The organism is Streptomyces sp. NPDC054047 (assembly GCF_055585065.1).
Genome location: NZ_JBVJKV010000003.1, coordinates 929,317 through 953,310, shown reverse-complemented (window position 1 = coordinate 953,310; position 23,994 = coordinate 929,317). Strand labels below are relative to the sequence as shown.

At 71.3% G+C, this 23,994-nt stretch carries 20 protein-coding genes; 5 read left to right on the top strand and 15 right to left on the bottom strand.

Going from position 1 to position 23,994, the window contains the following annotated elements; translation table 11 throughout:
- Positions 1-166: 166 nt before the first annotated feature.
- Positions 167-3,220 carry an AfsR/SARP family transcriptional regulator gene (locus tag ACZ6ZP_RS15830; protein ID WP_366463469.1) on the bottom strand — a complete coding sequence of 1,018 codons (3,054 nt, stop codon included), beginning with the start codon at positions 3,218-3,220 and terminating at the stop codon, positions 167-169.
- 169 nt (positions 3,221-3,389) lie between these two features.
- Positions 3,390-5,045, bottom strand: a complete 1,656-nt coding sequence (locus tag ACZ6ZP_RS15825) for an MFS transporter (protein WP_366463470.1) — start codon at positions 5,043-5,045, stop codon at positions 3,390-3,392.
- A gap of 250 nt (positions 5,046-5,295) precedes the next feature.
- On the opposite strand from ACZ6ZP_RS15825, the gene ACZ6ZP_RS15820 reads away from it, so the two are divergent.
- The gene (locus ACZ6ZP_RS15820; protein ID WP_351156098.1) at positions 5,296-5,508 is read left to right on the top strand and encodes a DUF4287 domain-containing protein; all 213 of its coding nucleotides are present in this window, start codon (positions 5,296-5,298) and stop codon (positions 5,506-5,508) included.
- 16 nt (positions 5,509-5,524) lie between these two features.
- On the opposite strand, the gene ACZ6ZP_RS15815 is transcribed toward ACZ6ZP_RS15820, so the two are convergent.
- Complete coding sequence (locus ACZ6ZP_RS15815; protein ID WP_469407114.1) at positions 5,525-7,066, bottom strand: FAD-dependent oxidoreductase; 1,542 nt, start codon at positions 7,064-7,066, stop codon at positions 5,525-5,527.
- Between the two features lie 23 nt (positions 7,067-7,089).
- Positions 7,090-8,004, bottom strand: a complete 915-nt coding sequence (locus tag ACZ6ZP_RS15810) for an AurF N-oxygenase family protein (RefSeq protein WP_351156102.1) — start codon at positions 8,002-8,004, stop codon at positions 7,090-7,092.
- Between the two features lie 411 nt (positions 8,005-8,415).
- Here ACZ6ZP_RS15810 and ACZ6ZP_RS15805 point away from each other — a divergent pair, with 411 nt between their 5' ends.
- Positions 8,416-9,795, top strand: coding sequence for an alpha-amylase (locus ACZ6ZP_RS15805; protein ID WP_469407112.1), 1,380 nt, complete (start codon positions 8,416-8,418; stop codon positions 9,793-9,795).
- Position 9,796: 1 nt separating this feature from the next.
- On the opposite strand, the gene ACZ6ZP_RS15800 is transcribed toward ACZ6ZP_RS15805, so the two are convergent.
- Both ACZ6ZP_RS15800 and ACZ6ZP_RS15795 read right to left on the bottom strand, forming a co-directional pair.
- Positions 9,797-10,225: a nitroreductase/quinone reductase family protein gene (locus ACZ6ZP_RS15800; protein WP_366463472.1), complete on the bottom strand. Its 429-nt coding sequence runs from the start codon at positions 10,223-10,225 to the stop codon at positions 9,797-9,799.
- A 61-nt stretch (positions 10,226-10,286) separates the two neighbouring features.
- Entirely contained in the window at positions 10,287-10,838 is a 552-nt protein-coding gene (locus ACZ6ZP_RS15795; protein WP_361464705.1) for a TetR/AcrR family transcriptional regulator, read from the bottom strand.
- A 177-nt stretch (positions 10,839-11,015) separates the two neighbouring features.
- Between ACZ6ZP_RS15795 and ACZ6ZP_RS15790 the strand changes: the two genes are divergently transcribed.
- Complete coding sequence (locus ACZ6ZP_RS15790; protein ID WP_383824177.1) at positions 11,016-11,483, top strand: nuclear transport factor 2 family protein; 468 nt, start codon at positions 11,016-11,018, stop codon at positions 11,481-11,483.
- On the opposite strand, the gene ACZ6ZP_RS15785 is transcribed toward ACZ6ZP_RS15790, so the two are convergent.
- The 8 genes from ACZ6ZP_RS15785 to ACZ6ZP_RS15750 all read right to left on the bottom strand — a co-directional run bounded on the left by ACZ6ZP_RS15785 (position 11,464) and on the right by ACZ6ZP_RS15750 (position 20,106).
- Positions 11,464-12,693: an MFS transporter gene (locus ACZ6ZP_RS15785; RefSeq protein ID WP_469407110.1), complete on the bottom strand. Its 1,230-nt coding sequence runs from the start codon at positions 12,691-12,693 to the stop codon at positions 11,464-11,466. The genes ACZ6ZP_RS15790 and ACZ6ZP_RS15785 overlap by 20 nt on opposite strands.
- Complete coding sequence (locus ACZ6ZP_RS15780; protein ID WP_469407109.1) at positions 12,690-13,916, bottom strand: ATP-grasp domain-containing protein; 1,227 nt, start codon at positions 13,914-13,916, stop codon at positions 12,690-12,692. Before ACZ6ZP_RS15780 ends, ACZ6ZP_RS15785 begins: the two co-directional genes overlap by 4 nt.
- The gene (locus tag ACZ6ZP_RS15775; protein WP_469407107.1) at positions 13,913-15,022 is read right to left on the bottom strand and encodes a pyridoxal-phosphate dependent enzyme; all 1,110 of its coding nucleotides are present in this window, start codon (positions 15,020-15,022) and stop codon (positions 13,913-13,915) included. Before ACZ6ZP_RS15775 ends, ACZ6ZP_RS15780 begins: the two co-directional genes overlap by 4 nt.
- Positions 15,019-16,026 carry an ABC transporter substrate-binding protein gene (locus tag ACZ6ZP_RS15770; protein ID WP_366465216.1) on the bottom strand — a complete coding sequence of 336 codons (1,008 nt, stop codon included), beginning with the start codon at positions 16,024-16,026 and terminating at the stop codon, positions 15,019-15,021. The genes ACZ6ZP_RS15775 and ACZ6ZP_RS15770 overlap by 4 nt, the downstream gene beginning before the upstream one ends.
- Complete coding sequence (locus tag ACZ6ZP_RS15765; protein WP_351156127.1) at positions 16,023-16,838, bottom strand: ABC transporter ATP-binding protein; 816 nt, start codon at positions 16,836-16,838, stop codon at positions 16,023-16,025. Before ACZ6ZP_RS15765 ends, ACZ6ZP_RS15770 begins: the two co-directional genes overlap by 4 nt.
- Positions 16,839-17,858 (bottom strand): FecCD family ABC transporter permease, encoded by a 1,020-nt coding sequence (locus ACZ6ZP_RS15760; RefSeq protein WP_383824450.1) that lies wholly within the window; start codon positions 17,856-17,858, stop codon positions 16,839-16,841.
- A gap of 202 nt (positions 17,859-18,060) precedes the next feature.
- A complete protein-coding gene (locus ACZ6ZP_RS15755; RefSeq protein ID WP_469407106.1) occupies positions 18,061-18,804 on the bottom strand; it encodes a class I SAM-dependent methyltransferase in 744 nt (247 codons plus the stop codon).
- Positions 18,805-18,891: 87 nt separating this feature from the next.
- Positions 18,892-20,106, bottom strand: coding sequence for a serine hydrolase domain-containing protein (locus tag ACZ6ZP_RS15750; RefSeq protein ID WP_469407105.1), 1,215 nt, complete (start codon positions 20,104-20,106; stop codon positions 18,892-18,894).
- Between the two features lie 189 nt (positions 20,107-20,295).
- Between ACZ6ZP_RS15750 and ACZ6ZP_RS15745 the strand changes: the two genes are divergently transcribed.
- Positions 20,296-21,702 (top strand): MFS transporter, encoded by a 1,407-nt coding sequence (locus ACZ6ZP_RS15745; protein ID WP_469407104.1) that lies wholly within the window; start codon positions 20,296-20,298, stop codon positions 21,700-21,702.
- Here the strand turns inward: ACZ6ZP_RS15745 and ACZ6ZP_RS15740 are convergent.
- Positions 21,669-22,265 carry a TetR/AcrR family transcriptional regulator gene (locus tag ACZ6ZP_RS15740; RefSeq protein WP_469407102.1) on the bottom strand — a complete coding sequence of 199 codons (597 nt, stop codon included), beginning with the start codon at positions 22,263-22,265 and terminating at the stop codon, positions 21,669-21,671. The genes ACZ6ZP_RS15745 and ACZ6ZP_RS15740 overlap by 34 nt on opposite strands.
- Before the next feature lie 162 nt (positions 22,266-22,427).
- Between ACZ6ZP_RS15740 and ACZ6ZP_RS15735 the strand changes: the two genes are divergently transcribed.
- Positions 22,428-23,993, top strand: coding sequence for a class I adenylate-forming enzyme family protein (locus ACZ6ZP_RS15735; protein ID WP_469407100.1), 1,566 nt, complete (start codon positions 22,428-22,430; stop codon positions 23,991-23,993).
- The last annotated feature ends 1 nt before the right edge of the window (position 23,994 follow it).

Below are 23,994 nucleotides of genomic sequence, written 5' to 3'. Positions count from 1 at the left end.
TTCCCCCGTGCTTCCCCCGATGAATTCCGCTGAGTCCCCCGTTGTTTCCTGCGATCCCCCGTTGCCGGGGGCGTGTTCACCCGCCGACAACCAGAGCGTGACGCAGGCCGCTGCAATTTCTCTGCAAGTCCGCGAGAAGCGGACCGCAGGGTGCCGGTACGGGGGGTCAGAGCCCCGGCTCGTTCCGTTCGCGTGCCTCGTATGCCGTGAAGACGTCCCGCGCCTCGGCGCGCAGCGCGCCCGCCCCCGCCCGGTCCCCCGCGGCCTCCCGCGCCGCGGCGAGATCGCGCAGGGTGCGGGCGCGGGGCAGCGGCAGCTCCAGGTCGTTCCAGAGGGCGGCGGCCGCGGTCAGGTGCTGTTCAGCGGTGTCGATGCGGCCCGCGGCGAGCTCGCACTCGCCGAGGGTGCGCAGGCCGAGAGCCTCGCCGAAGCGGTCGCGCTGGCCGCGGCAGACGTCGAGCACGTGCCGGATCTCGGGCGCGGCCTCGGCCGACCGGCCCAGTCTGATGCGGGACTTGGCCCGTGCCTGCATGGCGTAGGCGAGCATGAGCGGGTCGCCCAGGGTGCTCAGGAGGTCTACCGCGCGACCGGAGAGCTCCTCCGCCGCCGCGTACTCGCCGAGCGCGCGGTGCACCAGGCCGAGCGAGCGCAGCGTGAGGGATTCGCCGCGCCGGCTGCCGAGCCTGCGGTAGGCCCGCAGCGACTCGTCGAGGAAGGCGCGCGACGACGCGAAGTCGCCGAGTTCGAGCTGGACGGACCCGGCGTACCGGCAGGAGAGGCCGATGCCCGGGTCGTCGCCGAGCCGGCGGAAGCCGTCGACGGCGCGGACGAGGGTCTCCTGCGCGGCGCGCAGCCGGCCCGCTTCCCGCAGGGCGCTGCCGAGCCCGGCGAAGGCGGCGGCCCGGCCGCGTACGTCGCCCAGTTCGGCGCAGAGCCCGGCCGCCTGTGTGAAGTAGCCCTGGGACTCGGGGAACCGGTCCTGTTCGTAGCGGAGTTGGCCAAGGCCGATGAGCAGCAGGGCCTCGCCCGCTCGGTCCTCGGCGCGGCGGGCGGCGGCCAGGGCGGCGTCGTGCGTGCGCCACCAGGCTTCGAAGCGGTTGCCTACGGTGTACGCGGACGAGCACAGGGCGGCCGCCGCCTCGCAGGAGAGGGTGTGCAGGTCGAGGGCTGCCGCGCGCTCGACGGCGGCGGCTATCGCGTCGGCCTCGGCCTCGAACCAGGCTGCCGGGTCGGCGAGGGCCCGCTGGGTGGCCTCGGGTCCGACGGGCCGCACGAGGCGGCGCAGGGCGACGGCGGCGGACCCGCCGGTGCCGCTGGAGTCCAGGAGCCCGCGGTGCAGTTCGACGGCGCCGGACGGTGTCGCGGAGGCGGCGCGGCCGGTCAGCCAGAGCCAGGCGCCCAGGGCGCGGCCGACGGCGGCGGCCCGTTCGGCGGGCGGGTCCTCGGCGTCGGCGCGTTCGGCGGCGTACACGCGCACGAGGTCGTGCGGCCGGTAGCGGGGCTGGCCCGCGCGGTCGACGCCGGTGCAGTGCAGGAGCTGGGCGTCGATGAGCTGTTCCACGACACGGTCCGCCTCGGCTTCGGGCACGTCGAGCAGCGCGGTGACCACCCACGCGGCCACGTCGGGCGCGGCGAGCAGGCCCAGGCGGCGCAGGGCGGTGCGGGCGGGGGCGTCCAGGGCGCGGTAGCTCATGCCGAGGCCTGCCCGCACCTCCAGGTCCCCCACGGCGAGTTCGTCCAGGCGGTGGTGTTCGTCGGCGAGCCGGTCGGCGAGCATGCGCGCGGTCCAGTGCCTGCGGGTGGCGAGGCGGGCTCCGGCGATGCGGATGGCGAGCGGGAGTCCGCCGCACAGTTCGACGATGCGCCGGGCGGCGTCCGGCTCGGCCCTGACGCGCTCCTGTCCCGCGACGCGGCCGAGGAGTTCGGTGCCCGGCTCCGTGTCGAGGACGTCGAGATCGGCGCGGTGGGTGCAGGGCAGGGCGCCGAGGCGGGCCCGCGCGGTGATCAGGACCCCGCAGGTGGCGCTCCCGGGGAGCAGCGGGCGCACCTGGGACTCGCTGGCCGCGTCGTCGAGCACGAGCAGGACGCGGCGCCCCGCGACCAGGCTGCGGAAGAGGTCGCGCCGCTCGGCGTCCCCGTCGGGCGGGTCGGCCCCCAGGGCGTACAGGAGCCGTCCGAGCACTTCGCCGGGTGCCACGGGATCGGCGGCGCCCCGCAGCTCGGCGTACAGCTGCCCGTCGGGGTAGGCGTCGGCGACCTGGTGGGCGGCGCGGACGCCGAGGGTGGACTTGCCGACGCCGCCGGGCCCGGAAAGGACGACGACCGGCATGGCGTCGCGGGGCCCCGACAGTGCGGCGCGTACGTCGGCGAGCTGGGTGTCGCGGCCGGTGAAGTCGCCGATGGTGGGCGGCAGGAGGGCCGCCACCGGGACGACGGCGGGATTCCTGGGGTCGGGTGCGTCGCTCGTGGAGGGCAGCAGTCCTTCGTCGGCCCGCAGGATCGCCTCGTACATCCGTCGGAGGTCGGGGCTGGGGTCGATGCCGAGCTCTTCGGCGAGTACGTCGCGGCCCTCCACGTACACCGCGAGCGCGTCGGCCTGGCGCCCCAGTCGGTAGAGGGCGAGCATGAGTTGGCCGCGCAGCCGTTCACGGGTGGGGTGCGTGGCGACCAGTGCGGTGAGCTCGGCCACCAGCTCCCTCTCGCGGCCCGTCTGCGCCAGCTCGGCGGCGATGCGCTCCTCCAGGGCCGCCTGCCGCGCCTCCTCCAGCTGGTCGGCCATGGCCCGCAGCGTCTCGCCGATTCCGCCGAGCGCGGGGCCGCGCCACAGGGAGAGGGCGTCCCCCAGCAGCCGGGCCGCCGCGGCGTGATCGCCGTCGGCCGCGGCCTGCCTGCCCTGTACGGCGAGGCGATCGAACTCGGTGCGGTCGACGAGGGTGGCGTCGGTGTGGATCAGATAGCCGGGCGGCCGGGTCTCGATGGCGTCGGCGGACAGCGCGCGGCGCAGCGCGGAGACGTACGACTGGATCAGGGAGCGTGCCGTGTCCGGCGGCCTCTCGCCCCAGATGGCGTCGATCAGCGCGTCGACGGACACCACGCGCCCCGGCTCCAGGAGCAGCGCGGCGAGCAGTGCGCGGGGCTTGGGGCCGCCCAGGGCGAGTCTGCGGCCCGCGCGCCACGCCTCGACCGGGCCCAGCAAGCGGTAGTCGGTGTCCGTGTTCACGCACGTCTCCATGGGTCCTTGCCCCGCGCCGCCCCCACCGCCCTCGCGCTCCCGATCGGCTGGTCATACTACGTCTGCCCATTCTCAACTCGCCTGCACACCAAGGGAATCAGGCCACCCGGGAACCGGGCGTCGAGCACTCCGGAAGGAGCGCACTCGACGGGCGGATTCAGCTGCGCGCAGGAGGGCCGTCGCGGGGCGGAGGACCATCGTCCGAACCCGGGTCGGGCGCGTCCGCACTCGGCTCCGGCGCGTCGACGGCATGCGTCTGCCCGGCCGGCGCGGGCGGAGCGGCGCCGTTGCCCTGCAGCCGCTCCAGGTCGGCGGGCCGCACCTGGATGATGATCAGGGCGATCAGCGCGGCGACGACGGCGAAGACGGCGGCGGCGATGAAGGAACTCGAGATGCCCGAGGCGAGGACCTGGTCGCCCCAGCGCCCCGGCAGCTCGCCCGTCCTGCGGAACTCCAGCCGCTGGGCCGGGGTCGCCTCCGCCAGGAAGCGGGGCACCTGGTCGGTGGCTTCGTTGCGGCTTGCCGTGCCGAAGACGGTGACCAGGACGGACAGGCCGAGCGAACCGCCCACCTGCTGGGTGGCGTTGAGGATTCCCGAGGCCGCTCCGGCGTCCTGCGGCCGCACCCCCGAGACCGCCATCAGCGTCAGGGACACGAACTGCATGCCCATGCCGAAGCCGAAGACAAGGATGGGGCCGAGCAGGCTTCCCGTGTACGTGCTGTCGACGTCGGTCAGCGTCAGCCAGCCGAGCCCCACGGCGGCCAGCGTCGCACCCACCACCATGAAGGGTTTGGGCCCCCACTTGGGCAGCAGCTGGGAGGCGAGTCCCGCGCCGACCGCGATGATCGCGCTCACCGGCAGGAAGGCGAGACCGGCTCGCAGCGGGCTGAAGTTCAGGATGTTCTGCACGAAGAGCGTCAGGAAGAAGAACATCCCGAACATGGCCGCTGCCAGGCACAGCATCATCCCGTAGACACCGGCGCGGTTGCGGTCGCGGAACATCCACAGGGGCGTGATGGGCTGCTTCGAGCGGCGCTCGACGGCGAGGAACAGGCCGAGGAGCACGACGGCCGCCCCGAAGGAAGCGATGGTCAGGCTGTCGCTCCAGCCGTCCTCGGAGGCGCGGATGAAGCCGTAGACGAGCAGCACCATGCCCGCCGTGGAGGTGAGCGCGCCGAGGATGTCGAAGTGCCCTGGGTGGCGCTCGGACTCGCGGATGTAGCGGGGTGTGGCGAGGGCGATGAGCAGGCCGATGGGGATGTTCACGTACAGCACCCAGCGCCAGTCGAGCCACTCCACGAGCAGCCCGCCCGCGAGCAGGCCGATCGCGCTGCCGCCGGCCGAGACCGCCGCGAACACACCGAACGCCCGGTTGCGCTCGGGCCCTTCGCGGAAGGTCGTGGTGATCAGCGAGAGGGCGGTGGGCGAGGCGATGGCGCCGCCGACGCCCTGCAGGGAGCGCGCGGCGAGCAACTGCCAGGATTCCTGGGAGAGTCCGCCGAGCAGCGAGGCGAAGACGAAGAGCAGGACGCCGAACATGAACACTCTGCGGCGTCCGAGGATGTCGCCGAGCCGCCCGCCGAGCAGGAGCAGGCCGCCGAAGGTCAGTGTGTAGGCGTTGATCACCCAGGACAGCGTCTCGGTGGAGAAGCCGAGCGAGGTCTGGATGTGGGGGAGGGCGATGTTCACGATGGTGATGTCGAGGACCACCATCAGCTGACACGAGGCGATGACAAGGAGTGCGATACCGCTGCCGCTGCCCCGCTTCGGGGAGGCGGCAGGCTCTGAGGGTGTCGTCCGAGAGCCCGTCATGGGATTGCCGGCGTGTCGGCCATGCAGTGAACAGGGGCGTCCACTGCTCCCCAGGCTAAGCCCGTCCTCGCGGCCCCGCCAATCGTTCGCGAGAGGGGGTCTTCGGCCCCTGGCAGCCAGGCCGGGCACCACCTGAGAAGACTCCGGCCGGGACGGCATGTGACCCACGCCACCCCGGCCGGCCGATGACTTCACCGGGCCCCACCCGTCCTACTGGTAACAACACTCCGAAAGACGGGACGGCGTCACCATGACCGAAGCCACCAAGGGCCCTGCCAGCTACTTCCCTTCGATCGAGAAGAAGTACGGGCGCCCTGTCGGGGAGTGGAAGGACCTCATCCGCTCCTCGCCGCTGACCAAGCACATGGAACTGGTCGGCTGGCTCAAGACCGAGCACGGCCTGGGGCACGGACACGCCAACGCCCTGGTCGCGCACACCTTGGCCGAGACCCGCACGGACTGAGCCGCCGCTGCCGCCGCTACCGGCTCGGCGTGGGGCTCCCCGCGCGGTTGCGCCGCCGGGCGAGCCGGTGGAAGGCCTTGGGCGCGGAGCGGGGTGCGGGCAGGGCGCCGGCGACCGCGTCGGCCAGGAGCGTGGTGACCGTCTCGGCGGCGCAGGTGCGGTTGGCGCCGATGCCGCCGCTGGGGCCCCGCTTGATCCAGCCCACGACGTAGGTGCCGGGCTGTCCGGCCACCCGGCCGCCCTCGTGGGGCACGGTGCCGGTGGTCTCGTCGAAGGGCAGTCCGGCGACCGGCACCCCGCGGTAGCCGATCGCGCGCAGCACCATGTCCGCCCGTATGGTCCGCTCCCCCGTCCCCTCCACGACGCGCACGCCTTCGACGGCCGCGTCGCCGACCATCTCCACCGGGGCGGAGTGGAAGCGGAGCACGATGCGCCGCCCGGGTGCGGGCGGCTGCGCCCAGTCGACGCGGGCGCGCGTGACGCCTCGCAGGAGGGCCGCCCTGCCCTGGGGATCGGCCTGCGGATCGGTCTCGTCGATGGCCGGGGCGGTCCGGGGGTCGTGGTCGTCGACGACCAGGTCGAGGCCCGGGACGTGCTTGAGGGCGAGCAGTTCGGACCTGGTGTACGCGGCGTCCTCGGGGCCCCTGCGTCCAAGCAGGACCACTTCGCGCACCTTGCCGGCCCGCAGCGCCGCCAGCGCGGGCTCGGCGATGTCGGTGCGGGCGAGGCCGTCGGGGTCGGCGAGCAGGATTCGGGCGACGTCGAGGGCGACATTGCCGTTGCCGACGACGACCACGCGCTCGGCGGACAGGTCGATCGCGTCCGGCGCCACATCCGGGTGGCCGTTGTACCAGGCGACGAAGGCCCGCGCGGAGATGGAGCCGGGCAGTTCCTCGCCCGGGACGGCCAGGGTGCGGTCGGCCGATGCGCCCACGGCGTAGATGACCGCGTCGTGGTGTGCGGCAAGCTCCTGCGCGGTGACGTCGGCGCCCACGTCGAGCCCCAGGTGCATCCGCACCCGCGGATGGGTGTGGAAGCGTGCGAAGGTGTCGCCGACCTTCCTGGTGGCGGGGTGGTCCGGTGCCACGCCGAAGCGTACGAGGCCACCGGTGACCGGCAGCCGGTCGATCAGGGTCACTTCGGCGCTGGTGTGCAGGAGCAGGTCCTGGACCGCGTACATCCCGGCGGGTCCGGTGCCGACGACGGCGACCTTCAGCGGCGCGAAGTCCGACGGCAGGACGCGCGGGAAGGTCGGCTCGTCCCAGGCGTGGAAGTTCGGCCCCTCCGGGGCCGGTTCGGGCGCCTGGTCCGCGTAGTACGCCGCGTTGATCGTCGCGTACTCCTGCTGCGCGACGGGCAGGCTGTCCACCGGGAAGATCGCCTCGACCGGGCAGGCGTCGGCGCAGGCGCCGCAGCCTATGCAGGTCGTGGGGTCGATGTGCAGCATCTCCGTGCTGCCGAACGCCCGCTCCTGCGGCGTCGGGTGGATGCAGTTGACCGGGCAGACGGCGACGCACGTGGCGTCGCTGCAGCAGGTCTGGGTGATGGCGTAGGTCATGGCGTCGGCTCGACTCGTTCGGCTCAGATGAGGTGGGCGCGCTTGTAGAAGGCCAGCGCGGGCCTGGTCAGCAGGCGGGCGGAGGCCAGGAACTCCATCAGGCCCGAACAGCTGGAGCGCATCATGGACTTGTGGTGTTCGTTGGCCTTCGCCTCGGCGAGGGCGCGCTTCTCGTCGAGCCCGGCGTTCGCGTACACCTTGGGGTTCACCATGCTGGTGACGATGTAGTACGACGCGATCGCGACGACGAACGCGTTGATCTGTCGGCGCAGTCGGCCCGCCCCGGCAAGGCGCTTGCTCGTCTGGTCGCGGGCGAACTTCATGTGCCGCGATTCCTCGACGACATGGATGTTGTTGATCGTGCGGACGAAGGGCACGACGCGCTCGTCGCGCATCCAGTCGCGCTGCATGACGTCGAGCACTTCTTCGGCCACGAGGATCGCGGCGTACGCCGCCTCGCCGAAGGCCACCGTCTTGAACGCCCGGCCCAGTTCCATCGCGAACCGCTTGGGCCGGTAGGCGGGCGCGCCCAGCTTCTCGGCGCCGCGGGCGAACATGATCGAGTGCCGGCACTCCTCGGCGATCTCGGTGAGCGCCCACTGCACTTCGGCACTGGCGGGGTTCTTCATGTAGACGTCGCGCAGCACCATTTGCTGGAGGATCATCTCGAACCAGATGCCCGTGCTGGCCACCGACGCGGCTTCCTGCCGCGTCAGTTCCTTGCGCTGCGCATCGGTGAGCTCCTGCCAGTACGCCGTGCCGTACAGGGAGCACCATTCCGGGCTCGCGCCGTGAAAGTCCTTGTCGAGGGGGGTCTCCCAGTCCACTTCGGTGGCCGGGTCGTAGGCCAACACGGCGGCCGAGTCGAGCAGTCGCCTGGCCACGTCGTCCTCTTCGGGGTGGTCCTGCGCTGTCGGCCGAACAGTGCTGCTTGCCATGCTGCGGCTCCTTGACTCTGATGCGTACGTTCTCTTGTTCGCTCAGGCAACGGACCGGGCGCCGTCCCGCAACGCGCCGCGGCCCGCTTGTTAGACGGACCGTATAACAAGGAGAGCGGGCGAGCCTACCCCTGAGTAAGAACTGAATTCACGCAACTTCTTGCAGCAGGACTCCCCGCAGGTCGCGCCGTACAGCCACGCCATCCAGGCGTCGAGATCGCGGCCACATCCGTCGCAATGGACACCAACACCCGCACCTGACAGCGGTAGTTGAAATATCTTGCAGAAAGTATTGACGCGTACATGCGTGGGCGGCAGGCTCCGCATCGGAATCCCCCCACGGCAGCCTCCCCCCACGAGTGGCTGCCCTTCTTTGGGCACTGCTGTGCCCGGTCTCGAAGGAGCCGCACCATGCAGCACCGTCACCGCCTGCTCGGCGCCACGTCGGCCGGGGTCCTGGCCGCGGCCGGACTCGCGACGTTCGCGCCCTCGCAGTCGCAGGCGACACCGCCCGGCGACAGGACCGTCACCGCCACCATGTTCGAGCGGCAGTTCGCGGACGTGGGCAAGGCCTGTACCGATGAGCTCGGCCCGGCGGGCTACGGCTACGTCCAGGTGTCACCCGCCTCCGAGCACATCCAGGGCGACCAGTGGTGGACCTCGTACCAGCCCGTCAGCTACAAGCTCGCCGGGCGCCTCGGCGACCGCGCCGCCTTCAAGAGCATGGTCGACGCCTGCCACGAGGCGGGCGTCAAGGTCATCGCGGACGCGGTCATCAACCACATGGCGGCCGGCTCGGGCACGGGCACCGGCGGCACGCAGTACGGCAAGTACGACTACCCCGGCTACTTCCAGGACGCGGACTTCCACACCTGCCGCACGAGCATCAATGACTACACCAACCGTGACAACGTCCAGAACTGCGAACTGGTGGGCCTGGCCGACCTCGACACGGGCAGCGACGCGGTGCGCGGCAAGATCGCCGCGTACCTCGACGACCTGCGGTCCCTGGGCGTGGACGGCCTGCGCATCGATGCCGCCAAGCACATGGCCGCCGACGACATCGCCGCCATCAAGGGCAAGATGAGCGACCCCGGATTCTGGGTGTCGGAGGTCATCCACGGGGGCGGGGAGGCCGTCCAGCCCGACGAGTACACCGGCATCGGGGACGTCGACGAGTTCCGCTACGGCGGGCACCTCAAGAGCGCCTTCCAGGGCGGCGACATCGCGCAGTTGAAGTCGGTGGCGGACGGCAAGCTGGGCAGCGGCTCGGCCCGTACGTTCGTCGACAACTGGGACACCGAGCGCAACGGCTCGACGCTCACCTACAAGGACGGCGCGACCTACGCCCTGGCCAACGTCTTCATGCTCGCGTCCCCCTACGGCTCGCCGAACGTGTACTCCGGCTACGAGTGGTCCGACAAGGACGCGGGCCCGCCCAGCGACGTGGACGGCTGGACGAACACGCACACCCAGCAGGCGATCACCGGCCTGGTCGGGTTCCGCAACGAGGTGGGCGGCGCGGAGCTGACCGACTGGTGGGACAACGGCGGCAGCGCCCTCGCCTTCGGCCGCGGCGCCAAGGGCTTCGTCGCCCTCAACAACGGCGACGGCGAGCTGACCCGGACGTTCTCGACCTCCCTGCCCGGCGGCACGTACTGCAACGTCGCCAAGGCATCCGCGGACAGCTGCGACGGCAACACGGTCACCGTCGGGGACGACGGGAAGATCGAGACCACCCTGCCCGCGCGCGGCGCCCTGGCGCTGCACACGGGGGCGAAGGCCGGCTGACCTAGACCAGGCGGAACACCGGATGACGTACCGACTCGGCGGCGAACTCCTCGTCCGTCGAGTCGGCCGTCACGTCGAAGTAGGCGCGGGTGACGGGCACTTCACGCCAGTACTGACGAAGGACGGGGACGCTCTCCTGGGGGCCGAGCTCGACCACGCGCACGGTCTGCGACGTGCCACCCCTGCTGAGCTCGATCTGCCCGGCCGCGCGGGCGTTGCGCACCCAGTTGCTCACCCCGTAGGCGCCGACGACCCAGCGCTCGCCCCCGTCCGACATCACGTCGACCGGGGTGGAGTACATGCGGCCCGACTTCCTGCCGCGCACGGTCAGGATGTACCGGTAGCCCTTACCGATCCCGAACCGGGTCATCGTCCGGAACACGCCGTTGATCAGGCGTGTGCCGAAACCGATGCGATACGTCTTCGCCATCAGTCTTCTTCCCGCTTCTTTCTGTCTTCCTGTGGAGCGACCGGCGGTCCGTGACCGGCGGTCAGCGCGCCGCCAGCAACTGGGCGGCGCCCAGCCGGGCTTGGCGCGCCGGTTCGGGTGAACCTGTTGTCGCGGCCGTCGTCATGGCCCCCTCCGCGAGCAGGACCAACGGGCCGACAGTCTGCCCCGACGCGCCCGCGTCGGCCACAAGTCCTGCCATGTAGTCGTGGAAGGCGCTCTTGTGCGCGCGGACGATGTCGGCCACCGCCGGGTCGACGGAACCGAGTTCGCCGAACGAGTTGATGAAGGCGCAGCCCCGGAAGTCCGGCTCCGAGAACCACTCGTAGAGCCAGTCGTAGACCGCGAGGACGCGCTCCACCCCGTCCGGCCCGCTCTCCACGTACTCGGCGAGCCGGGTGCGCCAGCGCAGGTCGCGGCGCTCCAGGCAGGCGAGGACCAGTTCCGACTTCGAGGGGTAGACCTGATACAGCCGCTTGAGCGAGACGCCCGAGGCCGCACGCACCTGATCCATGCCCACGGCCTGGATACCGCGCTCGTAGAAGAGCCTCTCGGCGGCGTCGAGGAGTCTGACCTCCGCTTCGGCGCGGTCCATGAGAGCTCCAGAGGGCGAGGGCGGCAAGCTGAGAACGGGCGTTCTCCGACCTTACTACGGCCCTGAGCGCTCCCGCATCATTGCGCGAGAACGGCCGTTCTCCTATCGTGGGTCCCACGCCGGAGAACGACCGTTCTCGTGGTGGCGTACCAGCGTTCCAGCGTTCAGGAGAGAGCCATGACCGCACGCCCGCCTGTCCCGCCGTTCACCCTGGAGACCGCGTCCGAGAAGGTCCGCCTCGCCGAGGACGGCTGGAACTCCCGCGACCCCGAGAAGGTGGCCCTCGCCTACACCGAGGACTCCCGCTGGCGAAACCGCGCGGAGTTCGTCACGGGGCGCGAGGCGATCGTCGCCTTCCTGTCCCGCAAGTGGGTCCGAGAGCTGGACTACCGCCTGATCAAGGAACTGTGGGCGCACGACGGCAACCGCATCGCGGTGCGCTTCGCCTACGAGTGGCACGACGACTCCGGGCATTGGTACCGCTCATACGGCAACGAGAACTGGGAGTTCGACGACGACGGCCTGATGCGTGTCCGTCACGCGTGCATCAACGACCTGCCCATCCAGGAGTCCGACCGCAAGTACCACTGGCCGCTCGGCCGCCGCCCGGACGACCACCCCGGCCTCAGCGACCTCGGCCTGTGAGAGCGGACCAGCACCTCAGGAGCAGCGGCAGAAGGGCGCACTGCGCGGCGACCGCGACCCAGAACAGCCCTGCGCTGCCGCCGCGCTCGGCCAGCTGGTAGCCCTCACCCCCGGCGACTCCGCTGGCGAAGGCGCCGATTCCGGCCGCCAGCCGCTGGTGGCCGAACACGACGGCGGGTGCGCGGGGCGACCGGGCCAGGGCCTCGAGGTCGTTCTTGAAGAAGAGGACGATCTCGCCGACGCAGACGAGCAGGGCCCCGGCCAGGATCGCGGCGTGGTTGCCGACGGCGAGCGTGGCCATGCCGACGGCCATCGCGCCGAAGCCGACCCCCAGGGCCCGGGCGTACGGCAGGCGCGTGATCCAGTCCGCGAGGAGGGGCTGGGCGACGACGAGCAGAAGGGCGTAGAGCGCGAGGACCAGGCCGTAGTACGTCGCCGAGGTGCGGGGCACCGCGTACAGCGCGAGGTAGTGCTGGAAGAACATGAAGACGTACAGGCTCAGGACGGTGGTCGCGAAGGGCAGTGCGGCGATACCCGTGAACACCCGTTCCCGGTGGGCAGGTCGGCCTTCCTGTCCGGCCCCGACGGCCCGCCCGTGGCCGGGGCCCTCCCCCGGCAGCAGCACATGGCCCACCGTGATCGCCGCGAACAGCGCGGTGACCGCGGTGAAGAGTCCGGCCGATGCGCCGAGGACGAACGGCGCCGCCGCGAGCGGCCCCAGGGCGATGCCCGCGTTCAGCGCGGAGCTGCTCGCGGACAGCAGCAAGGGGCGCTGTTCCTCATCGACCTCGTGTACCTCGTGTATCAAGTACGCCTTGTTCGCGGGCAGGTAGAGCGCGGCGCCGACCGAGACGAGGAAGAGGGCGAAGACGGCTGCCGCCGGATGGTGAAGGCCGGGCAGGAAGCAGGCGAAGCCCGCCGTGCGGATCACCAGGGCGAGCAGCATCGTGCGCCGCAGCCCGACGCGCTCGGCGATCGCGCCGCCCACCACGCCGCCGGAGAACTGCACCAGCGAGGCGACGGCCAGCACGACGCCGACCGTGCCGAGCCCCATGCCGAGCCGCTGATGGAGCAGCACCGACATGAAGGGCAGCACGGCGAAGCTGCCGAGCGGGATCAGGAACGACCCGGCCAGCAGGAACCGCTGCGGCCCGGTGAGCCGCGCGAGGCCCGATCGCAGGCGCCCGCGCGGCTTGCCGAGGAGCGTCACTGTGGGGCGTCGGCGGCGACGAGCGGCCGTATGCTCCCGGCCGCGCTGAGCGCGCGGTGCAGGGCGAGTTCCGCGGTCGCGCCCTCGGCCAGCACGATCCCGGTGCAGCCGCGCTGGTCGCTCACGTGCGCCAGGCGGTCACCGGGGGCCGCGGTGGGGTACCACTCGGGCGAGCCGGGGAAGGCGGCGAGGCCTTCCACGCCGGTCCATCCGGTGAGGGTGCCGGGACGGTCGGGGTAGACGAGGACGAATCCCGTGGCGGGGCCCGTGGCCGCCGGTGCGTCGAGGAGGGCGGGGCGCAGGCCGAGCGCCACGGAGACCATCGCGTCGTACACGTTGGTGCGCAGGGCGCGGCACAGTGCCTCGCCGACGAGCGCCCCGCCGATGCGCCGGTTGATCTCGACGAGCTCAGGGCCGTCGGTGGTGAGGACGAACTCGACGTGCGCGAAGCCCGCGTCATGGCCCGCGGTCTTCAGGACGCGCCCCACCCAGTCCTGGATCAGGGCGAACTCCGGTTCCGGCAGGGCGACGGGGAAGGCGGCGGCCTCCTCGCGGACGGACGGCTCGGGGGACATCTGGCGGCTGAGCACGCCCAGGAGCTTCGTCTCCCCCGCCCAGCCGAGCGTCTCCGCGCTGTAGACGGGACCGGCGAAGAAGGGCTCCGCGAACAGCCGCCCGGAGAAGGAGCGGTGGGCCGCTTCCCGGAGAGCGGCATGCAGCTGCCGTTCGTCGCGCACCAGCCAGACGTTGCGGGAGGAGGTGCCCGCGGAGTCCTTGAGGACCACCGGCAGGCCGATCTTCTGGAGCACCTCGTCGGCCGCCGCGGGGTCGGCCGGGATCGTGAGGGCGGGGCCCCGGCTCAGGCCCTGTGCGTGGAGGAGGTTGCGTACGCGGGACTTGTCCCGCAGCAGACGGACCGCGGCCGGGCCGGGTCCGGGCAGGCCGAGTTCGGCGGCGAGGTCCGCGCCCGGCACGCTCCAGGTGTCGGTCGAGTTGATGAGCCCCTTCAGACCGGGCACGGCGGCCAGGGCCGCGGCGGAGGCTGCCGCGTCGCGGGTGTCGACGTCGACGATGTCGAGCGCTCCCGGTTCCAGACGCTCCAGTTCGTGCCGGTAGACGGCGCGGTCGCCCGTGAGCAGGCAGAGCCGGTGGCCGGCGGTACCGGCCGCCTCCACAAGGCGTCCGAGGCCGAAGGTGAGTGCTTCCAGGGCGGCGATGGTCACGACGCCTTCCCTTCCTTGTCGTGCTTGTCGTGCTTGTCGTGCTTGTTCATGCGTACGTCGTAGCTGCGCCGGTTCCACTCCATCGCCGACCACGGCAGCGCGAGGTCGGCCAGGTCGGTGATCTGGTGCGGCTTGAGGGCGCGCGGGTCGAGCGCCTCCTGGTGACGGGAGAACACCCGTTCGGTGTAGCGGTGTCCCGTGTCGGCGCCGATCACCAGGTGCGTCCGGTCCGGGTTGCGGGCCGCTTCCCAGGCCGTGACGAGGTGCGCCGCCCCGGTGGACAGGCCCGCGAACACCGCGTGCGCGCGCAGCAGGTCGACGGCTCCCGCCATGGCATGCCGGAAGTCGACCCAGTGGAGGGTGTCGTACAGGTCGTGGCGCACGTTGTCGAAGGGGATCGAGCTGCCGATCCCGGCGATGATCGCCTCCGGGTCGCTGAAGCCCTCGCTGCCGAAGGTGACGCTGCCGAAGGGCTGTAGCCCCAACAGCCTTACTTTCCGGCCGCGTTGGCGCAGCGGCTGGACCAGTCCGCCGGTGGAGGCGCCGGTGCCGACGGCTCCGACCACGGTCAGCGGGGCGTCGGGCAGCGCGGCGTCGACCAGGTCCGCGAACTCCTGGTAGCCGGCGTAGTGGACGCCGTCGTGGTACTGGCGCATCCAGTGCAGATCGGTGCGTTCCGCGAGCAGTTGGCGCACGCGGCGCACCCGCCGCTCCTGGTCGAGCCGCAGGCTGTCCGAAGGCGGCATCTGGTCCACGGTGGCGCCGAGGATCTCCAGCTGGGCGCGCATCGCGGTGTCGACGGTGGTGGAGGCGACGATGTGGCAGCCGAGGCCGTAGCGGTGGCAGGCCATGGCGAGGGCCAGCGCGTAGATGCCGCTCGAGCTGTCGACGAGGGTCTGGCCGGGCCGCACGGTGCCGTGCTCCAGGAGGGTGCGCACGGCGCCGAGCGCCGCGTACACCTTCATCGTCTCGAAGCGTGCGAGCACGACGTTGTCGGAGAGCCGCAGCAGGTCGGGGGCTTTCATCGCGTCGGTGATGTGCCCGTGGACGGTGACCGCGGGGGCTTCTGCCGTACGCAAAGGCGGCGAGGGGATCAAGGAGGTCATCGCCCCACCGACCGGAGGTAGCCGCCCAGATCCTCTGCGCCCTTGACGTTGCGCGGGCCGCTGACGGCGTCGCCGTAGGACATGACGAAGAAGCGGCTCTCCTGCACGGCCGGGACCGACTGCAGGCTGGAGAGCGACTTCAGGTAGGCGATCTTCTCCTTGGCGGGCTGGTCGGCGTAGTCGATGATGACGATGACCTCGGGCTTCGCCTTGATCACGGGCTCCCAACCCACCGTCGTCCAGCCCTTGTCGAGGCCGTCGAAGACATTCGTGCCACCGGCGGCCTTGATGATGTCGTTCGGCGCGGCGTGGCGTCCCGCGGTGAAGGGCTGGTCGGTGCCCGAGTCGTAGACGAAGACCTTGGCCGGATCGCCCTTCTCGGGCCAGGTCTTCTTCAGGGCGGTGACGCGGCCCTTGAGGTCGGTGACGACCTTCTCGGCCCGCTTCTGCACGCCGAAGATCCGGCCCAGGTTGTCCAGGTCCGTGTAGAGCGCCTCCAGCGGGGTGACGTCGACGCTCTTGTCGCCGTAGTCCCAGCACGTCTCGGTGTGCAGATAGCTGGCGGACCCGACCTTCTTCAGAAGGGCGGGGGTGATGCCGCGTTCCTCGCTGAAGCCGGAGTTCCATCCGGCGAGGACGAAGTCGGCCTTGGCGTCGACGACGATCTCCCGGGTGATGCGCTCGGTGCCCAGGCGCTCCACGTCGGCGTAGTCCGCGCGCCAGGGCGAGCCCTTGATGGAAGGGTCACCGAGCTTGTTCATGACGTAGCCGCGCATGCGGTCGGCGAGGCCGAGGGAGAACATCTTCTCGGCGCCGCTGACGTCGTAGGCCACCGGGCGCTCAGGACGGGTGTAGGTGACGTCCTTGCCGCAGTTGGAGACGGTGACCGTCTCCGCCTTGTTCTTCGCCGTCGGCTCGACCTCGGCGCCGCAGCCGGTGGTCAGGAGCCCGGTCGTGAGGAGGGCGGCGGCTGCCAGGGCGCGGGGCAGCGGTGGTCGGATCATGAGTGCGGTCCTTCTGACAGGGCGTCGGCGGGTGCCGGTGTGCCGGTGGGGGCGAGGTCGTAGACGAGTTGGGGCGCCTGGGTGCGCGGGTGGTGCACGACGGTGGCGTCGACGCCGAACACCTTGCGGATCAGCTCGGGGTTCAAGACCTCCGCCGGGCTGCCCGTGGCGACCAGGGAGCCGGCGCTGAGGACGGCGATGCTGTCGCAGGCGGCGGCCGCCAGGTTGAGGTCGTGCAGGGCGGTGAGCACGGTGAGGCCCGATCCGCGCAGGAAGGAGAGGAGCTCGACCTGGTGGCGGATGTCCAGGTGGTTGGTGGGCTCGTCGAGGACCAGGACGCGGGGTTCCTGGACGAGGGCGCGCGCCACGAGCACGCGCTGCCGCTCGCCGCCGGAGAGGGTGAGCACACTGCGGTCCGCGAGGTGGGTGACGTCGAGACGGTCCATCGCCTGGCGGCACAGGGCGTGTTCGCGTGCGGTGAGGGGCTGGTTGCCGCGTGCGTGCGGGGCGCGGCCGAGCGCCACGACCTCTTCGACGGTGAAGTCGAGTTCGGTGTGGCTCTCCTGGGTGAGCGCGGCGATGGAGCGGGCGCTGTCGCGCAGCTTGAGGGAGGTCAGGTCGTCGCCGTCCAGGAGCACGGCGCCCGACGTCGGTTTCAGCGCTCTGTAGACGCAGCGCAGCGCGGTGGACTTGCCGCTGCCGTTCGGGCCGACGAGCCCGACGATCCGCCCGGCCGCCACCTCGATGTTCAACCGGTCGACCAGGGCGCGCCCCGCCGCCTCGACCGTGAGCTCGCGCAGTACGAGGGTCATCTACCGCCCTCCGAACAGATAGCCGCGGCGGCGCATCAGCACGATGAACACCGGTACGCCGATCAGTGCGGTGATCACCCCGAGCGGCAGCTCCTCGGGGGCGAACGCGGTACGGGCGACGAGATCGACCCAGACCAGGAAGCAGGCCCCGGCGAGCGGTGCGACGGCAAGGACCCGGCGGTGCGTCGAGCCGACGAGGATGCGCACGACATGGGGCAGGACGAGCCCGACGAAGCCGATCGCGCCGCTGACCGCGACGATCAACCCGGTGACCGCCGCCGTGAGGAGGAACAGGCGGCGGCGCAGCGCCTCCGCGTCCACCCCCAGGCTGGCCGCGGTCTCGTCCCCCAGCGAGAGGACGTCGAGCGAGCGGCTCTGGCGCAGCAGCACCACGACCGTCACCAGGACGGCGCCGGCCGCCAGCGGCAGCGACTCCCAGGACGCCGAGCCGAGACTGCCCAGGAGCCAGAACAGCACCGTGCGGGCGGCCTGGCCGTTCGGGGAGAGGAAGACGAGGACGCTCATCAGCGCCTGGAACCCGTACGCCAGCGCGACCCCGGTGAGCACGAGCCGCAACGGCGTCAGGCCCAGCGGCCCTCGCGCGGCCAGATACACCAGGACGGTGGCGCCGAGCGCCCCGAGGAACGCGGCGGCGGACAGGGCGTAGACACCCAGAGAGGCGAAGACCCCGAAGACGACGACCGCGGTGGCGCCGACCGAGGCGCCGGAGGAGATGCCGAGGACGAACGGGTCCGCGAGGGCGTTGCGCACCAGCGCCTGGATGGCGACGCCGACGACGGCGAGCCCGGCCCCGACCACGGCGGCGAGCAGCACGCGCGGGGTGCGCACGTGCCAGACGATGGAGTAGCCGCTCACCTCGTCGGCGCCGATGCTGCCGCCGGTGAGGGCGGCGGTCAGGAACCGTACGACGTCCCCGAGCGGCACGACGGTCGGCCCGAGCGCGATCCCGGCGAGCACGGAGATCACCAGCGTCACGGAGAGCACCGTCAGCGTGGTCACGAGCCGCCCGCGGCCCGCCTTGCCGGCCGTCGGCTCGTAGGGGGCTGTCTTCGGGGAGGCGGCCCCGGTTGTGGCCTCGGTCATGAAGTCCCTTCACCCATTGGGCAGTTCACAGCGGCGCGCCGCTCCCGCGCGGTGCGGCACGATCCAGTTAGTCGGCGGGCGTCGCCGCCGAGTTCCCGGAGATTCATGAACTGCCCGGTCACCGACCGGGCTTGGTTCCTCGCACGATCAGGCGCCGCGACCGGTGGTCGTAGGGCGCGCCGTCGAAGCCGCCGAAGCACTCCACGTCGGTGAAGCCCGCCTCTTCGAAGAGGGCGCGCAGCTCGGCCGCGCTGTAGAGGAAGGAGGTGATCGAGGCCTCGCGCGCGACCCCGTCGCGCACGAGCGTCCAGTCGGTCCGCAGTCGGGTCCAGCTGTCCAGGACGGTGTCGCGCTGCACCACGTACGCGCCGTCGAGTTCGACGATCTGGGGGCGGCCGATCCAGCCGGCGAGCACCTCTTTGCCCATCACGTCGATGAGCAGCTGCCCGCCCGGCGCCAGCGAGTCATGGGCGTTGCGCAGCACCTGGAAGTTGTCCCGCGGGTCGTCGAAGTAGCCGAAGGAGGTGAAGACGTTGAGCACCACGTCGTACGCGTCCGGCTCGACGTGGGTGAGCATGTCCGCCCGGATCAGGCGCACATCGACCGCGGCGTCGTCGCACACGGCGCGGGCGCGCTTCAGTAGCTCGGCGCTGAGGTCCACTCCGGTGACCGTGTAGCCGCGGCGGACCAGCGGCACCAGGTACAGGCCCGGCCCGCAGCACAGGTCCAGGACGCGGCTGCCCGCCGGGAATCCGAGCAGCGGCGAGTGGGCGACGACGTCCGCCGTCTCCGCACGCCGCCGCTCGGAGAACATCGTCTCGGAGAAGTCGGACCAGAATCCGTCGTCCTCGTACCAGTGCATGCTGCCGCGACCTCGATCCAGTGAGCCGTCCGCGTCGTTCGGGACGTGCTCACCAGTGGTCGGCCGCGGCTCTCTTCTGGTTCCCGCTCAGTTCCCGGAGGTGAGGTGGGTGCCGATCTGAAGGAAGGCCTGGACGAGCGGGGCTGGTGGCACGGAGGGGGACATGACCTGGGATCCGAAGTGGACGACGACGAGATCCAGTCGGGGTGAGACGAACAGGCGCTGGCCGTGGATTCCGCTGGCCATGTAGGAGTCGTAGGGGTCGTTCAGGATCCACCACAGGTCGTGGTACGAGAACGTGGCGGGCGAGTCGGGGGGCGCGGCCGGGAAGCGGACGCGCCGGGGATAGCCGTCGGGAACCCCGCTGGCGATGGTGGTGGCGACGGCCTCCGGCACCACCTGCCGCTCCCCGACCGTGCCACCGCGGCGGAGCATCTCGCCGAGCCTGGCCACGTCGCGGGCCGTGGCGCTGAATCCGCCGCACGCCGCTTCGACGCCTTCGCCGTCGAGGATGTAGTACGCGTCTTCCTCCGCGCCCAGGTGGGACCAGATCAGTTCGCCGACCAGGGCGGAGGTGCTGATCCCGGTGATCCGGCGGAGGACTTCGGCGAGGGCTTCGACGTTGCCGTTCTCGTAGCGGAACTCGGTGCCCGGTGCGCCGGTGGCCCGTGCGGTGGCCAAGTGTTCGCGGATGCTGGTGGGGCCGTTGTAGCCGTAGGGCCTGAGTTGGTGTCCGACGACGGCGAAGTAGCGCTGTGCCTCGATGGTCTTGTCGAAGCGTCGGCCCGCGTAGCTCATGTGCGTGCCCATGTGGAGCAGGTGGTCGACCGTGGCCTCGCCGAAGGCCGTTCCCGCCAGCTCGGGGACGTAGTGCGAGGCCAGGGCCGTGCGGTCCAGGAGTCCCTCGTGCGCGAGCATCGCCGCCACCAGGCCCAGGTAGGACTTGGCGGCCGAGGCGTTGAAGTGGGGCGTGTGCGGCTCCGTCCCATGAAGGTGTCGCTCATAGACGACGGAGCCGCGGTGCAGCACCACGAGGGCGTCGGTCCGGGCGGCCGCGAACAGCTCCGGGAGCTTGAGCGTGGACCCGTCCGGAGCGGACATCTCCAGGGCGTCCAGGTCGTGCGGCCTGGCGGGGAGGGCGGAGGAGGGCCCTGCGCCCCGCCACACCCGTCGGCTGGGTGAGATCTCGCGGCCCGCGGTCGTGTAGCGCCGGACCCAGTCGGGGTCCGTGTATCCGCGGGTCCACATGAGGTCACTCAGTGGTGCGGTCTCGGTCATGGATCGCGTCATGGGTCGCGTCATGGATCGCTCCTGTCAGCAGCATCAAGTCGGCATCATCAAGCCATAGATTCACTTCACTCTAATCGTTAACATACAGACTGTTCATTACGGTGACACTGCCGCGACCTCGAACTCCGGGCCTCCGCGTGCCTCTCCTCCGCATGCCCTCTCGCCACACCCGCCCCTGCTCCCCCGACCGCAGGAGTCCCCATGGCCATCCCGCACACCTCACCCCCGCCGCCCCTCGAAGACAGCCCGGCGTCACCCGAGTTCGACCGGCGGCGCGCCTGGCTGATCACCGCGATGATCGTCACGTTCATGCTGATCAACTACGCCGACAAGTCCGTTCTGGGGCTCGCGGCCGTCCCGATCATGGATGAGCTGGACATCAGCAACAGCACGTACGGATTGATCTCCAGCTCGTTCTCGATCCTGTTCAGCCTGTCCGGGCTCGTCGTCGGGTTCGTCTCGGCGCGCGTCTCCAGCCGGGCCCTGCTGTTCACCATGGCCCTGCTGTGGGCGGTGGCCCAACTGCCCGTGCTGGTCGTGGCGGCGGTGCCGACGCTGATCGCGGGGCGGGTGCTCCTCGGCGCGGCCGAGGGGCCCGCCGCCTCGATGTCCATGCACGCGCTGTACAAGTGGTTCCCCTACGACCGGCGCGGGCTGCCGTCGGCGCTGCAGATCAGCGGCGCCGCACTCGGCACCCTCGTCGCGGCGCCCGTCGTCACCTGGCTCATCACGGCCTTCGGATGGCGCTCGGCGTTCGCGGCGCTCGCGGTGACCAGCCTGACCTGGAGTCTCATCTGGTGGCGGGTCGGGCACGACGGGCCGTTCGGGCAGTCGCGCCCACACCCCGGCGACTCCGGCACGGGCGGTTCGGGCGGCTCCCGCGGCTCCGGCGGCACGAGCGCCGCGCAGCCGCGCGAACTCCGGCTCCCGTACCGGAAACTCCTCCTGAACGGCACGGTCCTGGGGAGCATCGCGGGTGCCTTCGGCGCGTCATGGGCGCTGGCGCTCAGTCACGCGTGGCTGCCGGCGTACTTCAGGACCCAGCTCGGCATGACACCGGGTGGCGCGGCGACGGTCATCAGCGGCATCTCCGCCTTCAGCTTCGTCCTGCTCCTGGCGGTCTCGCCGTTCGCCGACGCGCTGAACCGGCGGGGCGTTTCCAGCCGCTGGGCGACGGGCGCGCCGCAGGGGATCGCCGTCGTCGTCGCCGGGCTCGCCATGGCGAGCCTCTCGTTCGTGGGGGACGGATGGCTCCAAGTCCTCGTGATCGGCGTGGCGTTCGGGGGGCACGCCATCGCCTTCCCCCTGCACTACATGACGACGGCCGCCGTCGTCCCCACCCATCAACGCGGAGCCCTCTTCGGCATCGTGGCCGCGACGGGGACGCTGCCCGGACTCATCGCCCCCGTTCTCACCGGCCACCTGCTGGACACCGCGGACTCACAGAGCGCGGGCTACACCGCCTCGTTCCTGCTCGCCGCGGCGGTCATGCTCCTGTCCGGCCTCACGGCACTGCTGTACATACGGCCGGACCGGGACGCGCGGCGCCTCGGCCTCACCCCCGACGGGCCCGCTCAGGCCGGCGCGTCGAAGCCGCTGGCCCAGTAGCGGCCGCGTAGGGCCAGGTCGAGCAGCTGGCGCACGACCTCTTCGGCGGGCATCGGCGGCGCCTCCTGCTCGGCCCACCAGCGCAGCACGGCGATCTGTTCGCCCACCCAGACGCGGGCGAGGAGGTCGGCGTCGATGCGCGGTTCGACGCCGTTGCGGTCGGCACGGGCGCGGAACTCCTCGGCGGTGGCCCGCGCGCAGGTGTCCACGAACATCTGCAGCGGCTTGCCGTCCCCCTCGCCGCGCAGCACGATCCGGTACAGATCACGCTCCTCGCGGGCGTGCCGCAGCATCTCCAGGACCGGCTTGCCGGTGAAACCGACGGCGCTGTCGGCGATGGTCGGGCGCAGCCTCTCGCCGAGCTCGTCGAGCAGGTCGGACGTCACGCGCGCGAACAGGCCTTCCTTGTCCTTGAAGTGCGCGTAGAAGGTCGCGCGTGCCACATCGGCGCGCTCGGTGATGTCCTCCACGGTCAGCGCGGTGAACCCGCGCTCGAGGACCAGTTCCACCAACGCCGAGCCCAGAGCCCGTCGCGAACGTCGTGTCCGCCTGTCCTCGGCCATGTAAGCCCTCCTCGCCCGCAGTCGTGATTGCGGCCCCAGTCTAGAAGACCCTTGACAGGTCAGAGGTTACTGAACAAGCTGTCCATTATTGAGCATCATGTTTATTTGCATGCTTCGTGCTGCCCGCTCCCCTGTTCTGCTCCTCTGCTCCGGAGAACCGTGATGAACCTCGGCACCTATCTGACCCGCAGCGCCCGCTACTGGCCACAGGCGACGGCCCTTGTCTGCGGTGACCGCTCGTGGACCTTCGACCAGCTGGACACCGCCACCGACCGGCTGGCCTCCGCACTGCTCGCCCGCGGCCTGCGCCCCGGCGACGCCGTGGCCTCGCTCGCCTGGAACCGGGGCGAGCTGGTGGAGGTCGAATTCGCCCTCTACAAGGCGGGGTTGATGCGCGCCCCGGTCAACGCCCGCCTGGGCCGCGGGGAGATCGCGCACATCCTGCGCTACGCCCCCGTACGCGCCCTCGTCTTCGACGCGGCCCACCGCGAGGACGCGCTCGCCGCCATCGCCGCGGCCGGCACCGACTGCCTGCCGGTCCCGCTCGACGGTCCGTCCCAGGAAGGGACACCGGCCGTCGCCTACGAGACGCTCCTCGCCGAAGGCAGCCAGGAGCCGGTCGCCGTCGACGTCGACGAGCACACCCCTTGCGTCCTGAACTTCACCTCCGGCTCCACCGGCGCCCTCAAGGCCGCCGTGCAGACGGTCGGCAACCGGCTCGCGAACATGCGCAAGCAGCTGATGAGCGACGAGTCCCACCCGCGGCCCGGCACCCGCTATCTCGCCTGCGGCCCCATCACCCACGCCACCGGCATGGGCCTGCTCGCCGGGGTGTTCGGCGGCTCGACGACGCATGTCCTGCCCACCTGGAGCCCCGAGGCGTTCGTCGATGCGGTGGAGAAGGAGCGCATCACCGCGACGTTCCTCGTGCCCGCCATGCTCAACATGGTGCTCGCCCATCCCGGCGCGTCGGCGCGGGACCTGTCGTCGCTGACCAGTGTGCGCATCGGCGGTGCGCCCATCTCGCCGCAGCGCCTGCGCGACGCCGTGGAGTTCTTCGGACCGGTCGTCGCCCAGGGGTACGGCCTGGGCGAGACGACCAGCGTGGTCGCCGGACTGAGCAGCGAGGAGATCGCCCACGCGGTCAAGGAGGACCCGGAGCTCCTGCAGTCCTGCGGCAGAGCCTCGTACGACACCGAGATCCGGGTCGTCGACGAGAGCGGCCGCGAGCGCGCGCCGCGCGAGATCGGCGAGGTCATCGTGCGCGGGCCGGACTGCGTACGGGAGTACTGGCAGGAGCCGCAGCTGTCGGCCGAGACCTTCCGCGACGGCTGGGTGCACACCGGTGACCTGGCGTGGATGCGCGAGGACGGCTATCTCTTCCTCGTCGACCGCAAGAAGGACATGATCATTTCCGGCGGGTTCAACATCTACTGCACCGAGGTCGAGTCCGCCCTCTACGAACACCCCGCCGTCCGCGAAGCCTGCGTGATCGGCGTGCCGGACGAGACGTGGGGCGAGGCCGTCAAGGCCGTCGTCGTGGCAAAGCCCGACGCCGGAGTCACCGCGGAGCAGCTCATCGCCTTCTGTGCCGAGCGCCTGGACCGGCTCAAGAAGCCGCGCTCCGTGGACTTCGTCGCCGAACTCCCCCACAACCGCAACGGAAAGCTCGACCGCAAGGCCGTGCGCGAACCGTTCTGGGCCGACGCCGTCCGACGCGTGAACTGAT